Source organism: Mesorhizobium sp. 113-3-9 (genome assembly GCF_016756515.1).
In the GTDB taxonomy this organism is placed as follows: Bacteria; Pseudomonadota; Alphaproteobacteria; order Rhizobiales; family Rhizobiaceae; genus Mesorhizobium.
Genome location: NZ_AP023246.1, coordinates 3,712,265 through 3,730,194, shown reverse-complemented (window position 1 = coordinate 3,730,194; position 17,930 = coordinate 3,712,265). Strand labels below are relative to the sequence as shown.

At 64.4% G+C, this 17,930-nt stretch carries 16 protein-coding genes; 1 reads left to right on the top strand and 15 read right to left on the bottom strand.

The window, feature by feature from the left end; genetic code table 11:
- Nucleotides 1-9 precede the first annotated feature (9 nt).
- From ftsA to MesoLj_RS18090, 3 genes are read right to left on the bottom strand one after another with little or no spacing between them, the layout of a single operon-like run.
- Nucleotides 10-1,317 carry a cell division protein FtsA gene (gene ftsA / locus MesoLj_RS18100; RefSeq protein ID WP_010910249.1) on the bottom strand — a complete coding sequence of 436 codons (1,308 nt, stop codon included), beginning with the start codon at nucleotides 1,315-1,317 and terminating at the stop codon, nucleotides 10-12.
- A complete protein-coding gene (locus MesoLj_RS18095) occupies nucleotides 1,314-2,255 on the bottom strand; it encodes a cell division protein FtsQ/DivIB (RefSeq protein WP_202327008.1) in 942 nt (313 codons plus the stop codon). The genes ftsA and MesoLj_RS18095 overlap by 4 nt, the downstream gene beginning before the upstream one ends.
- Nucleotides 2,243-3,169, bottom strand: a complete 927-nt coding sequence (locus MesoLj_RS18090) for a D-alanine--D-alanine ligase (RefSeq protein ID WP_202327006.1) — start codon at nucleotides 3,167-3,169, stop codon at nucleotides 2,243-2,245. The genes MesoLj_RS18095 and MesoLj_RS18090 overlap by 13 nt, the downstream gene beginning before the upstream one ends.
- A gap of 204 nt (nucleotides 3,170-3,373) precedes the next feature.
- On the opposite strand from MesoLj_RS18090, the gene MesoLj_RS36640 reads away from it, so the two are divergent.
- Nucleotides 3,374-3,502, top strand: coding sequence for a hypothetical protein (locus MesoLj_RS36640; RefSeq protein ID WP_274609160.1), 129 nt, complete (start codon nucleotides 3,374-3,376; stop codon nucleotides 3,500-3,502).
- A 380-nt stretch (nucleotides 3,503-3,882) separates the two neighbouring features.
- Here the strand turns inward: MesoLj_RS36640 and murB are convergent, their stop codons facing one another.
- From murB to mraZ, 12 genes are read right to left on the bottom strand one after another with little or no spacing between them, the layout of a single operon-like run.
- Nucleotides 3,883-4,848 (bottom strand): UDP-N-acetylmuramate dehydrogenase, encoded by a 966-nt coding sequence (gene murB, locus MesoLj_RS18085; protein ID WP_202327004.1) that lies wholly within the window; start codon nucleotides 4,846-4,848, stop codon nucleotides 3,883-3,885.
- The gene (murC, locus tag MesoLj_RS18080; RefSeq protein ID WP_202327002.1) at nucleotides 4,845-6,245 is read right to left on the bottom strand and encodes a UDP-N-acetylmuramate--L-alanine ligase; all 1,401 of its coding nucleotides are present in this window, start codon (nucleotides 6,243-6,245) and stop codon (nucleotides 4,845-4,847) included. Before murC ends, murB begins: the two co-directional genes overlap by 4 nt.
- Nucleotides 6,242-7,369: an undecaprenyldiphospho-muramoylpentapeptide beta-N-acetylglucosaminyltransferase gene (murG, locus tag MesoLj_RS18075; protein WP_140775797.1), complete on the bottom strand. Its 1,128-nt coding sequence runs from the start codon at nucleotides 7,367-7,369 to the stop codon at nucleotides 6,242-6,244. The genes murC and murG overlap by 4 nt, the downstream gene beginning before the upstream one ends.
- Nucleotide 7,370: 1 nt before the next feature.
- Complete coding sequence (gene ftsW / locus MesoLj_RS18070) at nucleotides 7,371-8,522, bottom strand: putative lipid II flippase FtsW (protein ID WP_056573273.1); 1,152 nt, start codon at nucleotides 8,520-8,522, stop codon at nucleotides 7,371-7,373.
- Nucleotides 8,522-9,922: a UDP-N-acetylmuramoyl-L-alanine--D-glutamate ligase gene (gene murD / locus MesoLj_RS18065; RefSeq protein ID WP_202327000.1), complete on the bottom strand. Its 1,401-nt coding sequence runs from the start codon at nucleotides 9,920-9,922 to the stop codon at nucleotides 8,522-8,524. The genes ftsW and murD overlap by 1 nt, the downstream gene beginning before the upstream one ends.
- Before the next feature lie 9 nt (nucleotides 9,923-9,931).
- Complete coding sequence (gene mraY, locus MesoLj_RS18060) at nucleotides 9,932-11,014, bottom strand: phospho-N-acetylmuramoyl-pentapeptide-transferase (protein ID WP_126069560.1); 1,083 nt, start codon at nucleotides 11,012-11,014, stop codon at nucleotides 9,932-9,934.
- A gap of 23 nt (nucleotides 11,015-11,037) precedes the next feature.
- Entirely contained in the window at nucleotides 11,038-12,495 is a 1,458-nt protein-coding gene (locus tag MesoLj_RS18055) for a UDP-N-acetylmuramoylalanyl-D-glutamyl-2,6-diaminopimelate--D-alanyl-D-alanine ligase (RefSeq protein ID WP_202326998.1), read from the bottom strand.
- Nucleotides 12,492-13,946 (bottom strand): UDP-N-acetylmuramoyl-L-alanyl-D-glutamate--2,6-diaminopimelate ligase, encoded by a 1,455-nt coding sequence (locus MesoLj_RS18050; RefSeq protein WP_140775794.1) that lies wholly within the window; start codon nucleotides 13,944-13,946, stop codon nucleotides 12,492-12,494. Before MesoLj_RS18050 ends, MesoLj_RS18055 begins: the two co-directional genes overlap by 4 nt.
- A gap of 54 nt (nucleotides 13,947-14,000) precedes the next feature.
- Nucleotides 14,001-15,710, bottom strand: a complete 1,710-nt coding sequence (locus tag MesoLj_RS18045; protein ID WP_056573290.1) for a peptidoglycan D,D-transpeptidase FtsI family protein — start codon at nucleotides 15,708-15,710, stop codon at nucleotides 14,001-14,003.
- Nucleotides 15,707-16,102, bottom strand: coding sequence for a cell division protein FtsL (ftsL, locus tag MesoLj_RS18040; RefSeq protein WP_140775793.1), 396 nt, complete (start codon nucleotides 16,100-16,102; stop codon nucleotides 15,707-15,709). Before ftsL ends, MesoLj_RS18045 begins: the two co-directional genes overlap by 4 nt.
- Nucleotides 16,103-16,106: 4 nt before the next feature.
- Nucleotides 16,107-17,141 carry a 16S rRNA (cytosine(1402)-N(4))-methyltransferase RsmH gene (gene rsmH, locus MesoLj_RS18035; protein ID WP_202326996.1) on the bottom strand — a complete coding sequence of 345 codons (1,035 nt, stop codon included), beginning with the start codon at nucleotides 17,139-17,141 and terminating at the stop codon, nucleotides 16,107-16,109.
- Nucleotides 17,138-17,596 (bottom strand): division/cell wall cluster transcriptional repressor MraZ, encoded by a 459-nt coding sequence (gene mraZ, locus MesoLj_RS18030; protein ID WP_056573299.1) that lies wholly within the window; start codon nucleotides 17,594-17,596, stop codon nucleotides 17,138-17,140. Before mraZ ends, rsmH begins: the two co-directional genes overlap by 4 nt.
- Nucleotides 17,597-17,930 lie beyond the last annotated feature (334 nt).

Below are 17,930 nucleotides of genomic sequence, written 5' to 3'. Positions count from 1 at the left end.
CCCCGTCAATTAGAAACTGTCTCTCAACCACTGACTCATGCGATGCAGTTTTCCACCCGTTCCGGTCATCCTGAGACCGGAAATGCCTTTCGCCGGATGGCTCTCGAAACTCGCCATCTGCGGATAGATCAGAAGCCCGACGGCGGCAGAGAACGCCGGCCCCTTCGCCGCTTCGGGCAGGCCCGCCACGCCGAGCGGACGGCCGATACGCACATTGCGCCCCAGGATGCGGCGCGCCGCTTCCGGCAGGCCGGCCAGCTGGCTGGCGCCGCCGGTGAGCACGACGCGCTTGCCGACCGCATTGCCGTAGCCGGATTTGTTCAGCCTGTCGCGCAGCAGTTCAAGCGTCTCGTCGATGCGGGCGCGCACGATGCGCGTCATCACCGAACGCGGTATCTGCAGCGGCACGTCGCCGTCATCGCCGATCGGCTGGATCGAGACCAGATCGCGGTCGTCGGCGCTGCCCGGCAGCGCCGAGCCATGCATCACCTTGAGCCGCTCGGCGGCATCAAGCGAGGTCGAGAGCCCCTTGGCCATGTCGAGCGTGACGTGGTTGCCGCCGATCGCGATGGCGTCGCCATGGACGAACTTGCCTTCCGAAAACACCGAGATCGTGGTCGTGCCGCCACCCATGTCGATGCAGGCAGCACCCAGTTCCAGTTCATCATCAACGAGCGCCGCCAGCCCGCTGGCATAGGGCGTCGCCACCATGCGCTCGACCGACAGATGCGAGCGGTTGATGGAGAGTTCGAGGTTGCGCATTGGTGCCGCGTCTCCCGTCAGCACATGCATGTCGACGCCGAGCGCGTCGCCGACCATGCCGCGCGGATCGCGCACGCCGCGTTCGGCATCCAGCGAGAAGCCGACGGGCAACGAATGGATCACCTCGCGCTCGGCCTTGAGCGCCTGCTTGGCGCCGGCGCCGAGCACCCGCTTGATGTCGGCTTCATCCGCCTCGTGGCCGCCGAGATTGATGGTCGCGGAGAAAGCTTCGCTCTTCAGCCGGCCGGCGGTCATGTTGACGATGAGCGAATCGACCGTCAGTCCCGCCATGCGCTCGGCGGCATCGACGGACAGCCGGATGGCGTGCTCGGCCCGGTCGAGATCGACAACCACGCCCGACTTCACGCCTTGAGACTTCTGGTGGCCGATGCCGATCACCTGGATGCGGTGCGAGCGGCCGCGCAAAAGCTTGCCGTCATCGTTCGGCTTGAGCTTGGCCACCATGCAGCAGACCTTGTTCGAGCCGACATCCAGCACCGTCAGGGTGCCGGACCGGCGCGACGAGGCATCGCCAGAACCGCCAAGCCAGCTCATATCTTCGTCTCCGGCTTGCGCTTGAGGGTTTTCGGCTTCTCGTTGAGGGCGGCCTCGCGCTGCGTCACCGCCTCGGGCGTCAGTTCCACGACCAGCCGGTCCGTGAGCCGCATGTCGACGGCGGCGATATCGCGCGACAACAGCCCCTTGTCATGGTCCATCTTGACCAGCTCGGCGAGCGCCTGGTCCTCGTCATTCTCGGGCAGCTTGACCGTGATGCCATTGTCCAGCTTCAGATCCCAGCGCCGGTCACCGACACGGATGTAGCCTTTCACGCGAGTCGCGAGGTCGGGATACTTTTCGATCTTGGCGAGGAAGTCGGGCGCCTTGGCCGGAGCGCCGTCGCCGATCAGCAACGGCAACAGCACCTGCTTGCCGCCGGAGAACGGCGCAATGATAGCGCCATCCTTCTCGATGACCGAGAGATCATTGCCCTGCTGCCAGAGCGCGAAGGCCTCGCGCTCCTCGACGCGCACTTCCAGCGTATGCGGGTAGACCTTGCGCACCGCCGCCACCTCGATCCAGGGCAAGCCGGAAATGCGCTCGCGCGCGGCCTCCGCGTCGAAGCCGATCAGCGACGTCCAGCCGTCAAGTTCGAGCCTGTCGAGAATGTCGATCTCGGAGGTCTGGCGATTGCCGACCACCTTGACCTGATCGACGGCAAAGCCGGTGCGGGCAGTGATGCTCTGGATGATCCCGTCGGCATGGCCGCCGAGATAGGCACCATAGGCGCCGCTCGAAGCGAGCAGCACCGCCGACATCATCGCCGCGGAGAAACGCGGCGCTTCGAATTCACCATCGCCCAGGCGCGCCAGGATGCGCACCGGGCGGCGAAGCACGCGCGGCAGCACGAAATGGCCTGATGACAGCGACAAGCCGAAAAGCGACGGCCCAGCCGCGCCCCTCTCCTTGCCTTGTCCCCATTTCAACGCAGACACGAAGCGTCCTCCACCATCCAACTCAACAATTCACCAAACGAATGCCCGGCATGGGCTGCGATTTCAGGCACCAAAGACGTCGGCGTCATGCCCGGCTGAGTGTTGACCTCGAGCCATACAACCTCGCCATTTTCGGAGTGACGATCGTCATAACGGAAGTCCGACCGGGAAACGCCCCGACAGCCGACAGCTTGGTGAGCCTTGAGCGCCAGTGTCTGTATTTTTTGGTAAATATTCGGTGAAACTTTTGCGGGGCATTCGTGTTTTGATCCGCCCGCGACATATTTTGAATCGTAATCGTAGAAGGAATGCCCCGTCGGAATGATCTCGCAGACGCCGAGCGCCACGTCACCCATGACGGCGCAGGTCAGCTCCCGCCCATGGATGTAGCGCTCGACCATGACGATATCGCCATATTTCCACTCGGACGACCCGACGACCTGCGGCGGATGAGACTGCCCCTCCGACACGATGACGACACCAAAGCTCGACCCCTCACTGACCGGCTTGATCACATAGGGCGGCTTCATCGGGTGCTTGTTCTGGATGGCGAAGCGATTGGCGACCTTCGATTCGGCGACGGGAACGCCGAGCGACTTGACGACCCTCTTCGCCTGCTCCTTGTTCATGGCGAGCGCCGAGGCGAGTACGCCGGAATGGGTATAGGGAATGCCGAGATATTCGAGGATGCCTTGGATGGTGCCATCCTCGCCGAAGGGGCCATGCAGCGCATTGAAGGCAACGTCAGGCTTGAGCTCGGCAAGCACGGAGCCGACATCGCGCCCCACATCGACGCGGGTGACCTGATAGCCTTCCTTCTCCAGAGCATCGGCACAGGCCTTTCCGGAAGACAAGGACACGGGCCGCTCGGACGAAAAACCTCCCAGCAGGACGGCCACATGCTTGCTTTTCATTCCCCGTCATCCCCTCTCACGGCGGACCAAAAACCAAGATTTCCGCAACATTGAGTCCGAGTCTCCCGGCAGGATGCCCCCCCAGACGGAAAACGCGGGTAACGCGTCGAACGACTCAAATCAGGAAACGCTTTCGAGCAGAGAATCAGAGAGTTGATTCACTGGCAAGTACTTATGATTCCGAGAGATTCACTTTCTGAGAAAATGGATGCGAAAACCGTGTCGCTGAGTCTTTGCAGCAACGGTTTCGCGCATTTTGAGAGCGCGTTGAAGTTCATCCATCACATGAACTTCGCGGGCGGCGCGCTGACGGATCGACGGAGCCTGCACTGATAGATCGCATGCCTTGGCGATCAGAGCAATTCCAGGAAAAGTGTGAACGGTTTTCCGTTCGGAATTGCGTCAAACAAAGAGTTGGAAGCACCCCTCACTTCGTCATCCTATGGCGAAGCAAGGAGCGAAGCGACGCGGCGCAGACCATAGGATCCATGCCGGGACTCCTGAGCGCCGCCACGGTTCAAAATTCTGCTCCGCTGCACTCCACGGCCAAGGTAACGGAATGGATCCTCGGGTCTCCGCGACGGAGCTTCGCTCCTGCTCCGCCCGTGGATGACGAAGTCGGAGAGGCATCTGCCAATCTCCAAGGTCTGCAATAGCTCGAACGATGAGTGGCTCCGGCCGGCAGACCAGCAACTCGCCAAATCCGCTGTGCCTTAAAGCAGCTGGCCCAAAAACTCCTGCACCGCATGTCCGGCACGGAAATTGCCGATGCGCTTGATCTCCCACTGCAACCGGATGCCGGAATGTTCGAGCACCCGAGCACGCACCGTCTCGCCGAGATATTCGAGGTCGTAACCGGTCGCCGTTCCGGTGTTGATCATGAAATTGCAGTGCATCGGCGACATCTGCGCGCCACCGATCATCAGGCCGCGGCAGCCCGCCTTGTCGATCTCCTTCCAGGCCGACGTGCCTTCCGGATTCTTGAAGGTCGAGCCCCCGGTCTTCTCGCGGATCGGCTGCACGGTCTCGCGATGGTTCTGCACCGCATCCATCGCCGCCTTGATCGTGGCCTTGTCCTCGGCGAAGCCCTCGAACACGGCCGACGTGAAGATCAGCCCGGAAGGCGCCGCCGAGTGGCGATAGGCATAGCCCATCTCGGCATTGCTCAGCGTCTGGACATTGCCCTTGCGGTCGAGCGCGCGCACCTCGACGACGCGCTCGCGCGTCTCGACGCCATTGGCGCCGGCATTCATCCTGAGCGCGCCGCCAATGGCGCCTGGAATGCCGTGATAGAAATGGAAGCCGCCAATGCCCGCTTCCAGTGCCAGGGCGGCCACGCGCTTGTCGGGCGTCGCCGCCCCGGCCTTGATCCTGATCGGTGAAACGACCTCGGCCTCGCCAAAGCCCTTGGCCGAAAGCCTGATGACGAAGCCGGGAATGCCGCCATCCCGGACCAGCAGGTTCGAGCCGATGCCGACGACGGTGAGAGGTATCTCTTCAGGAACCGCGCGCAGGAACGCGGCAAGATCTTCCTCGTCCGCGGGCTGGAACAGCACCTCGGCCAGGCCGCCGGCCCGGAACCAGGTGATCTTGTCCATCTCGGCATTCGGCGTGAGACGGCCGCGCAGGCCGGCAAGCCGGTCGCCGAGACTGTCGATCAGGACCTGGCCGTGCATCATGAGGCGGCAAGCTCCTTGGGCAAGGCATAGGCCCATTGGGTGATGTTGCCGGCGCCGAGAAAGACGACGAAATCACCGGGCTTGGCCAAATCGCGGATGATCGGCGCGATATCGGCCGGCCCCTCTATGTAGCGCGCGTCGCGGTGGCCGCCAGCGCGGATGCGCGACACCAGTTCGTCCGACGTGACGCCGTCGATCGGATCTTCGCCGGCAGCGTAGACAGGCGCGACCATCACTGTATCGGCGTCGTTGAAGCAGGCCGAAAACTCGTTGAACAGGTCGTGCAGCCGGGTGAAACGGTGCGGCTGGGCAATGGCGATGACGCGGCCCTTGGTGGCGCTGCGCGCCGCCTTCAGCACCGCCGAGATCTCGACCGGATGGTGGCCGTAATCGTCGAACACATCGACGCCGTTCCAGGACCCCGTATGGGTGAAGCGGCGCTTGACGCCGGCGAAGGACGACAGGCCCTTCTTGATCGCCTCGGCGGATAGGCCGAGCTCATGCGCGACGGCGATCGCCGCGGTGGCGTTCGAGACATTGTGCCGGCCGGGCATCGGCAGGCGCAGGCCTTCTATCGTCTTCTGGCTGCCGGTCTTGCGGTCGCGGATCACCACGTCGAACTCGGAGGTCGCGCCGGCCATGCGGTGGTTGGTGAAGCGCACATCGGCCTGCGCGTTTTCGCCATAGGTGATGACGCGGCGGTCCTCGATGCGGCCGACAAGCGCCTGGACTTCCGGGTGGTCGGTACACATCACGCCGAAACCGTAGAAAGGTACGTTCTCGACGAACTGGCGGAACGCCTCGCGCACATTGTCGAAACTGCCATAGTGGTCGAGATGCTCGGGATCGATGTTGGTGACCACGGCGATATCGGCAGGCAGCTTGAGGAAGGTGCCGTCGCTCTCGTCGGCCTCGACCACCATCCACTCGCCATCGCCCATGCGGGCGTTGGTGCCATAGGCATTGATGATGCCGCCATTGATGACGGTCGGATCAAGCCCGCCGGCTTCGAGCAAGGTCGCCACCATCGAGGTCGTCGTCGTCTTGCCATGCGTGCCGCCGATCGCCACCGCCTGGCGGAAACGCATCAGCTCGGCCAGCATCTCGGCGCGGCGCACGATGGGAAGCAATTTTTCCCGCGCGGCCTTAAGCTCCGGATTGGATTTCTTGATCGCCGTCGAGACGACGATCACCTCGGCGTCGCCGAGGTTCTCAGCCTTGTGGCCGACGAAGCATTCGATGCCCTTGTCACGCAGCCGCTGCACATTGGCGCTGTCGGCCTGGTCGGATCCTTGCACCTTGTAGCCGAGATTGTGCAGCACCTCGGCAATGCCGCTCATGCCGATGCCGCCAATGCCGATGAAATGCACAAGGCCGATGGTCTGCGGCATCTTCATGCGTGCGTCCCCTTCTTGAAATCCGATACGCTTTTGCGGGACGCAATAGCCTCTGTGAGATCGGCGAGCAACCGCGCCGCGTTAGGCCTGCCGGCCGATTTCGCGCCAGCGGCCATCGTCGCCAGCCGCTCGGGATTGTCCATCAGCCCGCCAATGAGGGCCGCGATACGCTCGGGCGACAGCGTCGACTGCGGATGCACCTCGCCGCCACCGGCGGCGGCAAGGGCCGCCGCGTTCGCCGCCTGATCGTGGTCGAGCGCATACGGATAGGGCACCAGCAGCGCCGGCCGGCCGATGACGGCGATCTCCGAGACGGTCGAGGCGCCGGAGCGCGAGATCACCAGATGCGCCGCCGCCAGGCGCGCCGCCATGTCGGTGAAGAAGGGCGAGACCTCGACGGCGATACCAAGGGCGGCATAGGCCGCCTTGACCCGCGCCACATCGTCGGCGCGCGCCTGCTGGGTGATCACCAGCCGCTTGCGCTGCGCATCCGAAAGCAGTGCGATCGCCCCCGGCATGGCATCGGAAAAGAACTGGGCGCCCTGGCTGCCGCCGAACACCAGCAGGCGGAAGGGCTGCTCTCCGGTCGACGCCACATAGGGCGTCTTGGCCGCTTCCAGCACAGCCGGCCTGACGGGATTGCCTGTCGTTACCGTCTTGGCGCCAGCGGCGCTCGTATCCTGCGGCAGGAAGCCGCCGGCGATGGCATCGACACGGCCGGCCAGCGCCCTGTTGGCGCGCCCCATCACCGCGTTCTGCTCGTGGATCAGCGTCGGCACCTTGCGCCGCGTCGCCGCATAGAGCGGCGGCAGGGTCGGGTAGCCGCCGAAGCCGATCACCGCGTCCGGCTTGATCCTGCCGATAATGGCGGAGGCCTGCCGCACGCCGCGCCAGATTTTCCAAAAGGCACCGAGCACGGCAATGGGATTCTTCGACCCCATCGTAGCCGACTGGATCGGGTGGATGGCGGTGGCCGGAAAATGGCCGGCAAACCGCTCGGCGCGTTCGTCGGTCGCCAATTGCACCGTCCAGCCGCGCTCGATCAGCTCATGCGCCAGCGCCTCGGCCGGAAACAGATGTCCGCCGGTTCCGCCCGCCGCGAGAAGGATGACACCCCTCGCCATGTCACTCCGCCGGCAGGGCGCGTTGCGGCAGCGTAAAGCCCATCTGCTTGCGCTTTTCCGGCCGCTTGCGCGTCAGCGCCAGCACCATGCCCATCGAGATGGCGATGGCGATCTGCGAGGAGCCGCCATAGGAGATGAAGGGCAGCGTCATGCCCTTGGCCGGAACCAGCTGCAGGTTGACGCACATGTTGATGACGGCCTGCAGGCCGAACACGGTGACCAGGCCGCCGACCGCATAGCGGGTGAAATCGTCATGTTCCTTGAGCGCCGTGTTGAGGCCGCGCAACACGATGAAGGCAAAGATCGACATGATGAAGAAGCACATGATCAGCCCGAATTCCTCACCCGCGACCGAGAAGACGAAGTCGGCATGGCTGTCGGGGATGACCCGCTTGACCGTACCCTCGCCCGGCCCGACGCCGAACCAGCCGCCATTGATCAGCGCGTCGCGTCCCATGTCGACCTGGAACGTGTCGCCCTCGCCGGTGAGGAACTTGTCGATGCGCAAGGCAACGTGCGGAAACACCGTGTAGGCGGCGAAGACACCGCCGACGCCGGCGGCACCCAGCACGATGATCCACAGCCAGGGCAGCCCCGCCATGAAGAACATGATGCCCCAGGTGCCGGTCGTCAGCATGGTCTGGCCGAGGTCGGGCTGCGCCACCAGCAGCGACACGACAAGCACGAGGAGCAGCATGGCGAACAGATTGCCCGGAATGTCGGGCTGGCGCTTGTGCTCGGCGAACAGCCAGGCGCACATGATGACGAAGGCCGGCTTCAGGAATTCCGACGGCTGGATCGACAGGCCGGCGAGCGAGACCCAACGCCGCGCCCCCTTCACCTCGACGCCGACATAGAGCACCGCCACCATCAGCACCAGCATCAGGCACAGCATGATCAGCGACATGCGCCGGATCTCCCTGGAATCGAGGAAGGAGACGGCCAGCATCACGCCGAGCGCCGGCACGGTGAAGATGATCTGCCTGGTGGCGAAGTGAAAACTGTCGAGGCCGATGCGTTCGGCCACCGCCGGGCTGGCGGCGAAGGACAAGACGATGCCGAGCCCCATCAGCGACAGGAACGCCGCCAGGAACCAGCGATCGATCGTCCACCACCAGGTTGCGACGGGACTTTTATCGAGACGGCTCTGCATTATCGTGCCCCTCCGATGGGTTTGACGCCATCTATAGCGCTCGCAGCTTGCCTGAAGGCTTCGCCGCGAACTTCGAAATTCTTGAACTGGTCGAAACTGGCGCAGGCCGGCGAAAGCAGCACCACCACCTCGCCGCTGTCGTCCCTGGCCGCATCATGCGCGGCATGCGCGACCGCGGCGGCCAGCGTGCCCGATATCTCGTAGGGCACAGCCTCGCCCAGCGTCGCCGAAAAGGCGGGCGCCGCCTCGCCGATCAGATAGGCCTTGGCGATGCGCGGGAAGAAGCCGCGCAGCGGCTCGATGCCGCCTTCCTTGGGCAGGCCGCCCGCGATCCAGTAGATACGAGGAAAGCTCGACAGCGCGGGTGCCGCCGCATCGGCGTTGGTCGCCTTGGAGTCGTTGACGAACAGCACATGGTCCTTGCGGCCGACCTGCTCCATGCGGTGGGCGAGCCCCGGGAAGCTTTCGAGCCCCGACTGGATCTCGCCGAGGTCCAGCCCGACTTTCAGGCAAGCGGCGACGGCGGCCAGCGCGTTCTGCGCATTGTGCTGGCCGCGCAGTGAGCCGATGCCTTCGAGGAAGGCGACGCGGCTATAGCGGCCGTGCACGGCTTCCATCAGATTGGTGCCGTCGGCGAAATAGCCGTCGGTCAGCGGCAACCGCTTGGAAATGCGGATGACCTGCCGCCCTGCCCGCTCCAGCCGCTCGGCGATCTGCGCGCACCAGGAATCGTCGATGCCGATGATCGCCGTCTCGCTGCCGGCCACCAGCCGCTCCTTGATCGAGGCGTAGTGCTGCATGGTGCCGTGGCGATCGAGATGGTCCGGCGTCAGGTTGAGCAGGATGCCGGCCGTCGGATTGATCGAGGGCGCGAGGTCGATCTGGTAGGACGAGCACTCGACGACATAGTGCCGGTCGGGTTTCGGCGGATCGAGCGTCATCACCGCGCGGCCGATATTGCCGCCCATCTGGGTGTCGCGGCCGGAAGCCTTCAGGATATGCGCCGTCAGCGCGGTCGTCGTCGACTTACCGTTGGTGCCGGTGATGGCAATGAAAGGCGCCGTTGGCGCGCTGAGCGTCCGCTCCCGGCAGAACAGTTCGATGTCGCCGATCACCTCGACGCCGGCGCCACGCGCGAGTTCCATCGTCCAGTGCGGCTTGGGATGGGTCAGCGGCACGCCCGGCGAAAGCACGAAGGCCGAGAATTTCGCCCAGTCGGCGCCGCGCAGGTCGGCGGTTGCGATACCGGTAGCCGCCGCCTTGGCGACGCTGTCGGGATTATCGTCCCAGGCCAGCACCTGCGCGCCGCCCTCGATCAGCGCGCGCGCCGTCGCGATCCCCGAACCGCCGAGCCCGAAGAGCGAAACCTGCTTGCCTGCGAAGGATGCGGCGGGGATCAAGGGGATTTCCTATCTGAGCTTCAGGGTCGACAGGCCGACCAACGCCAGGATCACGGCGATGATCCAGAATCGGATCACCACCTGGCTTTCGGTCCAGCCGAGCTTTTCGAAATGATGGTGGATCGGCGCCATCAGGAACACCCGCTTGCCGGTCATCTTGAAGTAGCCGACCTGGATGATGACCGACAGGATTTCCACGACGAACAATCCACCGACGATGACCAGCACGATCTCGTGCTTGGTGGCGACCGCCACCGTGCCGATCAGGCCGCCCATGGCCAGCGAACCGGTGTCGCCCATGAAGATCGCCGCCGGCGGCGCGTTGAACCAGAGGAAGCCGAGGCCGGCGCCGATGACAGAGCCCAGCACGACCGCCAGTTCACCGGTGCCGGGAACAAAATGGATCTGCAGATATTCGGCGAACACCGCATTGCCCGAGAGATAGGCGATGACGCCGAAGGATGCCGCCGCGATCATGATCGGCACGATCGCCAGGCCGTCGAGGCCGTCGGTCAGGTTCACCGCATTGCCCGCGCCGACGATGACGAAGCAGGAGAACGGAATGAAGAACCAGCCGAGGTTGATGATGAACTCCTTGGCGAAGGGGAATGTCAGCGACGACGAGAACGGCGCCTGGCCATTGTGCATGATCGCCCAGGCGGCGATGCCGGCAATGACGAATTCGAGCGCCAGCCGTGCCTTGCCGGAGAAGCCGAGATGCGACTGCTTGGTGACCTTCAGATAGTCGTCATAGAAGCCGATCGAGCCGAAACCCAGCGTCACCAACAGCACCACCCAGACATAGATGCTCGACAGGTTCGCCCATAGAAGCGATGAGCCGATGATGCCCGACAGGATCATCAGGCCGCCCATGGTCGGCGTGCCGGCTTTCTTGAAATGCGTTTGCGGTCCGTCGGCGCGGATCGGCTGCCCCTTGCCCTGGCGCAGCCTGAGCGAATTGATGATGGTCGGCCCAAAGATGAAGACGATCAGCGCCGACGTGATCAGCGCCCCGCCGGTGCGGAAGGTGATGTAGCGGAAGACGTTGAAGACGGAGACCTTGTCCGCGAAATCAACCAGCAGTGTAAACATGCGCTTTAGTCCCCCGACTTGACCTAGGTCAGTTTGCTGGTTGTCGTTTCAGCCGGGAACTTGCCCAGCAGCGCATCGACCAGTTTTGCAAAACCGATGCCCTTCGACGATTTGATCATCACCACGTCGCCCGGCCTCAGCGCGGCAAGCAGCACCGGCTTCAGTTCCTCGACGCCGGCGCGGTATTCCGTCTTGATGTCGCCCGGCAGCGCTTCCGCCAGCGCCCGCATTTCCGGCCCGCCGAGAAAGACGGTCTGGGTGCCGGTGCCGACGATGAGATCGGCCAGTGCGGCATGCAGCTTGGCCGAATGTTCGCCGAGTTCGAGCATGTCGCCGAGTACGGCGATGCGGCGGCCCTCGCCCGTCACCGGCGTTGCGTTGAGCAGCGCCATGGCAGCCGCCATCGAGGCCGGATTGGCGTTATAACTCTCGTCGATAAGCGTGATAGAGCCACCGGGGTGGCCCGAAGCCGAGCCACCGGGATGCCGCAGCACATGGCGTTTTCCGCGGCCGCGCTCAGCCGAGAGATCGACAAGGGCCAGTGCTACCTTGTCGAGGTCGGCGCCGACCAACTGCGCCGCGCCCAGCACCGCCAGCACGTTCTGAACCATGTGCCGGCCGGGCGCACCGATACGGGCGATCATGTCATGGCCGCCAATCCTGGCGGCGATGTCGGAATGGTCGGCATGCAATTCGCATCTGGTGAGCTTGAAGGTCGAGCGCGCATTCTCGCCGAAGCCGTAGACATGCTCGACGCCGGCGGCATGCGCCATCTTGTCGAGGAGCTTGAAGCGCGCATCGTCGCGGTTGAGGACAGCGGCACCTTCGGGCTCCAGCCCTTCGAAAATCTCGGCCTTGGCCTTGGCGATCTCGTCCAGATTGCGGAAGAAGCCGAGATGAGCGGCCGCGATCATGGTGACGATGGCGACATGCGGCCGTACCATCTTCACCAGCGGCCGGATCTCGTCGGGATGGTTCATGCCGATCTCGAACACGGCATAATCGCAATCGGCGGGCATGCGTGCCAGGGTCAGCGGCACGCCCCAATGGTTGTTGAACGACTGCGCCGAGGCGTGCACCTTGCCAACCGCCGACAGCACATGGCGCAGCGCTTCCTTGGTGGTGGTCTTGCCGGCCGAACCGGTGACAGCGATGATTTTGGCCGCCGAGCGGGTCCGCGATGCGACGCCGAGCTTTTCCAGTGCGACCAGCACGTCCTCAACGACGATGATCGGCGCCGTCAGCCGGCCGAGCGAAGGCAGCTTGCCTTCCGCCACCACCAGCACGCCCGCGCCGGCCTTGATGGCAGCGGTTGCGAAGTCGTGGCCGTCCATCGCCTCGCCCTTGATAGCGAAGAAGGCGTCACCCGGCTGCAGGCTGCGGCTGTCGATCGAAATGCCCGATATGCCTTCGGGCATGGGCCCAAGAGGCCTCCCGTCCATGGCGGCAACCAGCGCCTCGGAGGTCCACAGCAAACTCATGCGGCACGCTCCCGCAAAGCGGCGCGGACTTCCTCATGATCTGAAAAATGCAGGGTTTCGGAGCCGATCGTCTGGCCTTCCTCGTGGCCCTTGCCGGCCACGATCAGCGTGTCGCCGGCATGAAGCATGCCCACGGCCTCGTGGATCGCCTTGCGCCGGTCGCCGATTTCGATGGCGCCTGGAGCAGCGGCCATGATGGCGGCGCGGATCGTTTCGGGCACTTCGGAGCGCGGATTGTCGTCGGTGACAATGACGACATCGGCGAGCCGGGTCGCGATCTCGCCCATGATCGGCCTTTTTCCCCGGTCGCGGTCGCCGCCGCAGCCGAACACGACCATGACGCGGCCCGTCGTGAACGGGCGCACCGAAGCCAGCACATTTTCCAGCGCATCGGGCTTGTGGGCATAGTCGACATAGACCGGCGCGCCACTGGCGGTGGTTCCGACGAGATCGAGCCGGCCCGGCGCGCCCTTCAATTTCTCCAGGGACATCAAGGCCTTGGCGACCGGCGTTCCCGTGGAAATGGCAAGCCCCGCCGAAACCAGCGCGTTCGAAATCTGGAAATCGCCGGCCAGCGGCAGGTCGATCTCGTAAAGCACGCCCTCGGCCTCCACTTCGGCACGCTGGCGATGGCGTTCGTGCTCGACGCGCTTCAGCGTGAGGAAATCGCCATGGCGGCCAACCGTCAGCACGTCGAGCCCGGCGGCCCGCGCCGCCTGGATGGTCGGCGCCGACCACGGGTCGTCGGCGAAGATCACCGCCGGCGCGCCTTTCGGCAGCAGCGTGTCGAACAGGCGCAGCTTGGCGCGGTGATAATCCTCGATCGTCGGGTGGTAATCCATATGGTCGCGGCCAAGATTGGTGAAGCCGCCAGCCGCCAGCTTCACGCCGTCAAGCCGGCGCTGGTCGAGACCGTGGCTGGAAGCCTCCATCGAAGCGTGGGTGACGCCGGCATCGGCCAATTCCTTGAGCAACTGGTGCAGGGCGACCGGATCGGGCGTGGTCAGCGAGCCATATTCGTTGCGCCCTGGCGCCACCACGCCGGTGGTGCCGATCGAAGCCGCGGCATAGCCCGCCTGCTCCCAGATCTGCCTGGTGAAGGCGGCGACCGATGTCTTGCCGCTGGTGCCGGTCACCGCCACCATGGTTTGCGGCTGTCTGCCGAAATAGCGGGAAGCGCTCAGCGCCAGCGCCAGGCGCGGATCGTCGACCGCCAGCACCGGAACCGGCAATCCGGCAACGGAACCGCCTTTGCCTGTCACGATCGCAAGCGCGCCACGCCTGGCCGCGTCGGCAGCGTAGGCCGCGCCGTCCGCCTTGGTACCGGCGAGCGCAAAAAAGACGACGCCGGGCTTCACCTGCCGGGAATCGGACGAAATCCCGGTAACCTCCAGATCGGCGGAAGCTGTTCCTTCGACTGGCAGGACACCGGCTAGATCTCTGAGCTTCATCGAGTTCCGTTCACCGCAATAAAATAGCGCGCAGTCGCCGGCGCGCCCCAAGAATCACTCATAGGAAACCAACGTTGCACCATTTTCATGGCTGAAATCTGGTTTCACGCCAAGCATGGCCGCGGAACGCCTGATGATATTGCCGGCCATAACCCCCGCATTCGCGGCCGCGACGTCCGTCATGCCAGGCTTTTCAGGGTGCGGGGCGTCGGCAATCGTGAAGACGAGGTATTGCGGGTCGTCCATCGGGAAGGCGGCGACGAACGTGTTGAAATTCAAGTCCTTCGAGTAGCGGCCGTTGATGACCTTCTCGGCCGTTCCGGTCTTGCCGCCAACGCGGTAGCCGGGGACTCTGGCGTTTCTGGCCGAGCCCTTCTCGGCGTTGAGCGAATAGAGGTAGCGCATGCCCTCGACCGTTTTTTCGCTCACCACCTTCTTGGCGGTGGCCATCGCTTCCGCCTGCGTACGAACCAGGAAGGTCGGGTTCATCAGGAAGCCGCCATTCATCAGCGCCGCGCAGCCGACAGCTGCCTGCAGGGGCGTCGTCGATACGCCGTGGCCGAAGGCGATCGTGAACGAATTGACCTGTTTCCAGACCTTCGGTTCAGTCGGGCGGGCGACTTCCGGCAGTTCGGTCTGCATCCTCTCCAGAATGCCCAGGCGATGCAGGAATTCCCGGTGCCCCTCGATGCCGACCAGTTCGGCCTCCCTGGCCGACCCGATGTTGGACGAATAGAGGAACACTTCCGGCAACGACAGCACGCGGTTCTTGCCGTGGAAATCGTGAATGGCCTGATGGCCGACCCGGATCGGATGCGAGGCATCGAAACGGCTATTCATCGTCGCCTTGCCGGAATCGAGCGCCATCGCCGAGGTGAAGCTCTTGAAGGTCGAACCCATCTCGTAGAGGCCCGCCGACATCCGGTTCAGCCGGTCCTTCTCCTGTGCATTGTAAGGATTGTTCGGATCGAAATCCGGCACCGAGGCCATGGCCACCACTTCGCCGGTCTTGACGTTGAGCACGACGGCGCCGGCGCCCAGGGCGCGATAGCGCTCCAGGCCGGCGGCGATCTCGTCGCGCACCACATGCTGGACGCGCAGATCGATCGAAAGCTTCACCGGCTTGAGATCCTTGGCCACCGCCAAGCCCGACGCCTGCAGGTCGCTCAGGCCCTGCTCGTCGATATATTTCTCCATCCCGGAGATGCCCTGGTTGTCGATGTTGGTCAGGCCGACAATGTAGGACGAGGTCTCGCCGCTCGGATAGAAACGGCGCTTCTCCGTGCGAAAGCCGAAACCGGGAATGCCGAGCTGCATGATATCGGCCTGCTGCTTGGGCGTCAGCTGCCGCTGCAGCCAGACGAATCCGGCGCCGCTCTTGAGCTTGTGATAGGTCTGCTCGTAATCGATCTCGGGCAGCACGGTCGACAGTTTCTCGATCGCCTCGTCGGCATCGACGATGCGGCGCGGCTCCGCGAACAGCGACGCTGTCTTGATGTCGGTCGCCAGCACTTCGCCGTTACGATCGACAATGTCGGGCCGCGAGGCGGTGACCCGGCTCTGCGGGCCGCCCGACAGATCAGGCGTCTGGAAGCCGAGATAGACCAGCCGGCCTGAAATGGTCGAGAAGATGCCGAAGAACACCGCCATCGTCATCACGATGCGCGCCTTGCCCTTGCCGCCTGTCGCCTTGCGGGCGCCCTCGACGACGATCGATCCGTCCTCACCCGTCCTGGCGCGACGCCTCAGCAGTTTGCCGATCATTGGGCGATGCCTCCGGTCACGACGGGGTCCTTGTCGCCCGCGGGCGCCTTGTCCGAATTGTCGGCCATGGCGCCCTGGCGTCCGTTCAGGATGTCCTGGATATCCAGGGCCTTGGCCGGCAGATCGCCCAGGCCCACGATCTGGCGTGCGCTGACCGGCTCGAGCGCGAGCTGCGACTTGTAGAGTTCGGTGAGCTTCTGCAGCCGCGACGGCTGGGTGAGCAGGCTCCAGTCGGCCTTGAGCAGGTCGATCGTCTCCTCCTCATAGCGGATCTGGGTATGGATTTTCTGCACCGCCGCCAACTGATCCTCGGCCTCGCGCTTGGTCTTGTAGGTCAGGGCCGCCGCCGAAACCATGACGGCGATCAGGACAATGTCGCTGGTACGGAACACGTGCTTACCTCTCCCCCGGCAGGTTGATGCCGGGAAGTTTTGGAAGGCCGAAAATCGAAAAATCGCCGGCACGCGCCGGTGCCTCGGTGCGGATCGCCGCGCGCAGCCTGGCCGAACGGGCACGCGGATTGGCCGCGGTCTCGGCATCACCTGGCGTCACGCCGCCGCCAGCCTTGCGGAAGGTCGCGGTACGCGCCTGCGCCTCGGGCAAATGACGTGAACCGGTGGCGACATCAGCCCGGTCGGCGATGAAACGCTTGACGATGCGGTCTTCCAGCGAATGGAACGTCACCACCACCAGGCGCCCGCCCGGCTTCAAGGCGCGTTCGGCCGCGAACAGGGCCTTGGCCAGTTCGCCAAGTTCGTCATTGACGTAGATGCGCAGCGCCTGGAACACGCGGGTGGCAGGATGGATCTTGTCCTTCGGCGCGCGGCCGATATGCGTCTCGATGGCGTCCGCCAGTTCCAACGTGCGCTCGAACGGCCGTTTTTCACGGCGCGCCTCGATCATGCGGGCGATGCGGCCTGCGTGGCGCTCTTCGCCGAGGAAGCCGAAGATGCGGGCAAGGTCGCCCGGCTTGAAGCTGTTGACGACGTCGGCGGCGCTGAGACCCGCCTGCGCCATGCGCATGTCGAGCGGCCCGTCGGTGCGGAAGGAAAAGCCGCGCCCGGCCTGGTCGAGCTGCATGGAGGACACGCCAATGTCGAGCACGACGCCGTCGACACTTTCGACATGTTCGTCCAGCGTCGAGAACGGTGCCTGCACCAGTCTCAGCCTGCCGCCCGATTGCGCCTCGAGATCGCGTCCGGCCGTGATGGCGTCGGGATCGCGGTCGATCGCCACGACCGAAGCCCCGGTCGCCAGAATGGCCCGGGTGTAGCCACCAGCGCCGAACGTGCCGTCGATGATGATGTCGCCCGCCGCCGGCGCCAGTGCCTCGAGCACTTCGCCAAGGAGGACCGGAATGTGGCGGACCGGTCCGCCAACGGCGTGCCCACCTACAGCGTTAGGAAGGTCATCGCCGTGGCCCACCGTCATTCCGGTCGCTCCCCAGGCTTCGTCCCCTGCCGAAGCTGCAAAAGCCGGGCCCGCGCCTGCGCCCCATAGGCCGCAAGCCGCCCCGGCTCCCAGATCTGAAAGAAATTGCCACGCCCGACAAAGGCCACCTCCGCCGAGATGCCGGTGTGCTCGCGGATGAAATCGGTCATCGTGATGCGGCCGTCCTGATCGAGTTTCAGGAAGGTCCCGTCGCCATGGCAGAAGAAAGACATGTCGTCCGCTGTCTGCAGGAACGGATCTTCCTGCGCGATGCGCTGCTCGTAGCGGTCGAGCAGGTCGAGCCCGCCGACATCCATCGCCGGCAGGTCGAGGCAGCGCAGCGCGTAGAGTTCCGAATAGCCGCGTTTCTGTACGACGGCGCGGAAATGCGCCGGAACGGACACCCGTCCCTTCGCATCGATCCTGCTCACCGTGTTCGACAGAAACCGGTCCATTAAACGTTACAGCCGCTTGCGCCGCCGCACCCCTCTTCATCGTCTTGCACGCGCCGCCGCAGCGCGTTCCCTGCCCCGCATCAGCCGCGTCCACACAGGCAAAAATCGGCAAAAGCGCAGCCGCCGCGGCTGCCCGATTGGCGTACGCTTTACACTGACGCGGAACGAAGGCTTTGATGTCTGAATGGGATATCATGGGGCACTATGGGCGTCAACGGGAATAGGCTTCACAAACACGCGCATCGCGACCAATCCGAGCAGCCTTGACGGCACGTCTCGTCTTTATGGATCATTAAGCCTAACGAAGCGTTTAGAGCCCTCTGGCCCAAAAGAC

Excerpts from the sequence above, each read along its gene's own strand:
- ftsA (WP_010910249.1), bottom strand. The coding sequence starts at position 1,317 with ATGAGCTGGCTTGGCGGTTCTGGCGATGCCTCGTCGCGCCGGTCCGGC.
- MesoLj_RS18090 (WP_202327006.1), bottom strand. The coding sequence starts at position 3,169 with ATGAAAAGCAAGCATGTGGCCGTCCTGCTGGGAGGTTTTTCGTCCGAG.
- MesoLj_RS36640 (WP_274609160.1), top strand. The coding sequence starts at position 3,374 with ATGGATGCGAAAACCGTGTCGCTGAGTCTTTGCAGCAACGGTTTCGCG.
- murB (WP_202327004.1), bottom strand. The coding sequence starts at position 4,848 with ATGATGCACGGCCAGGTCCTGATCGACAGTCTCGGCGACCGGCTTGCC.
- murC (WP_202327002.1), bottom strand. The coding sequence starts at position 6,245 with ATGAAGATGCCGCAGACCATCGGCCTTGTGCATTTCATCGGCATTGGC.
- murG (WP_140775797.1), bottom strand. The coding sequence starts at position 7,369 with ATGGCGAGGGGTGTCATCCTTCTCGCGGCGGGCGGAACCGGCGGACAT.
- ftsW (WP_056573273.1), bottom strand. The coding sequence starts at position 8,522 with ATGCAGAGCCGTCTCGATAAAAGTCCCGTCGCAACCTGGTGGTGGACG.
- mraY (WP_126069560.1), bottom strand. The coding sequence starts at position 11,014 with ATGTTTACACTGCTGGTTGATTTCGCGGACAAGGTCTCCGTCTTCAAC.
- MesoLj_RS18055 (WP_202326998.1), bottom strand. The coding sequence starts at position 12,495 with ATGAGTTTGCTGTGGACCTCCGAGGCGCTGGTTGCCGCCATGGACGGG.
- MesoLj_RS18050 (WP_140775794.1), bottom strand. The coding sequence starts at position 13,946 with ATGAAGCTCAGAGATCTAGCCGGTGTCCTGCCAGTCGAAGGAACAGCT.
- MesoLj_RS18045 (WP_056573290.1), bottom strand. The coding sequence starts at position 15,710 with ATGATCGGCAAACTGCTGAGGCGTCGCGCCAGGACGGGTGAGGACGGA.
- rsmH (WP_202326996.1), bottom strand. The coding sequence starts at position 17,141 with ATGACGGTGGGCCACGGCGATGACCTTCCTAACGCTGTAGGTGGGCAC.
- mraZ (WP_056573299.1), bottom strand. The coding sequence starts at position 17,596 with ATGGACCGGTTTCTGTCGAACACGGTGAGCAGGATCGATGCGAAGGGA.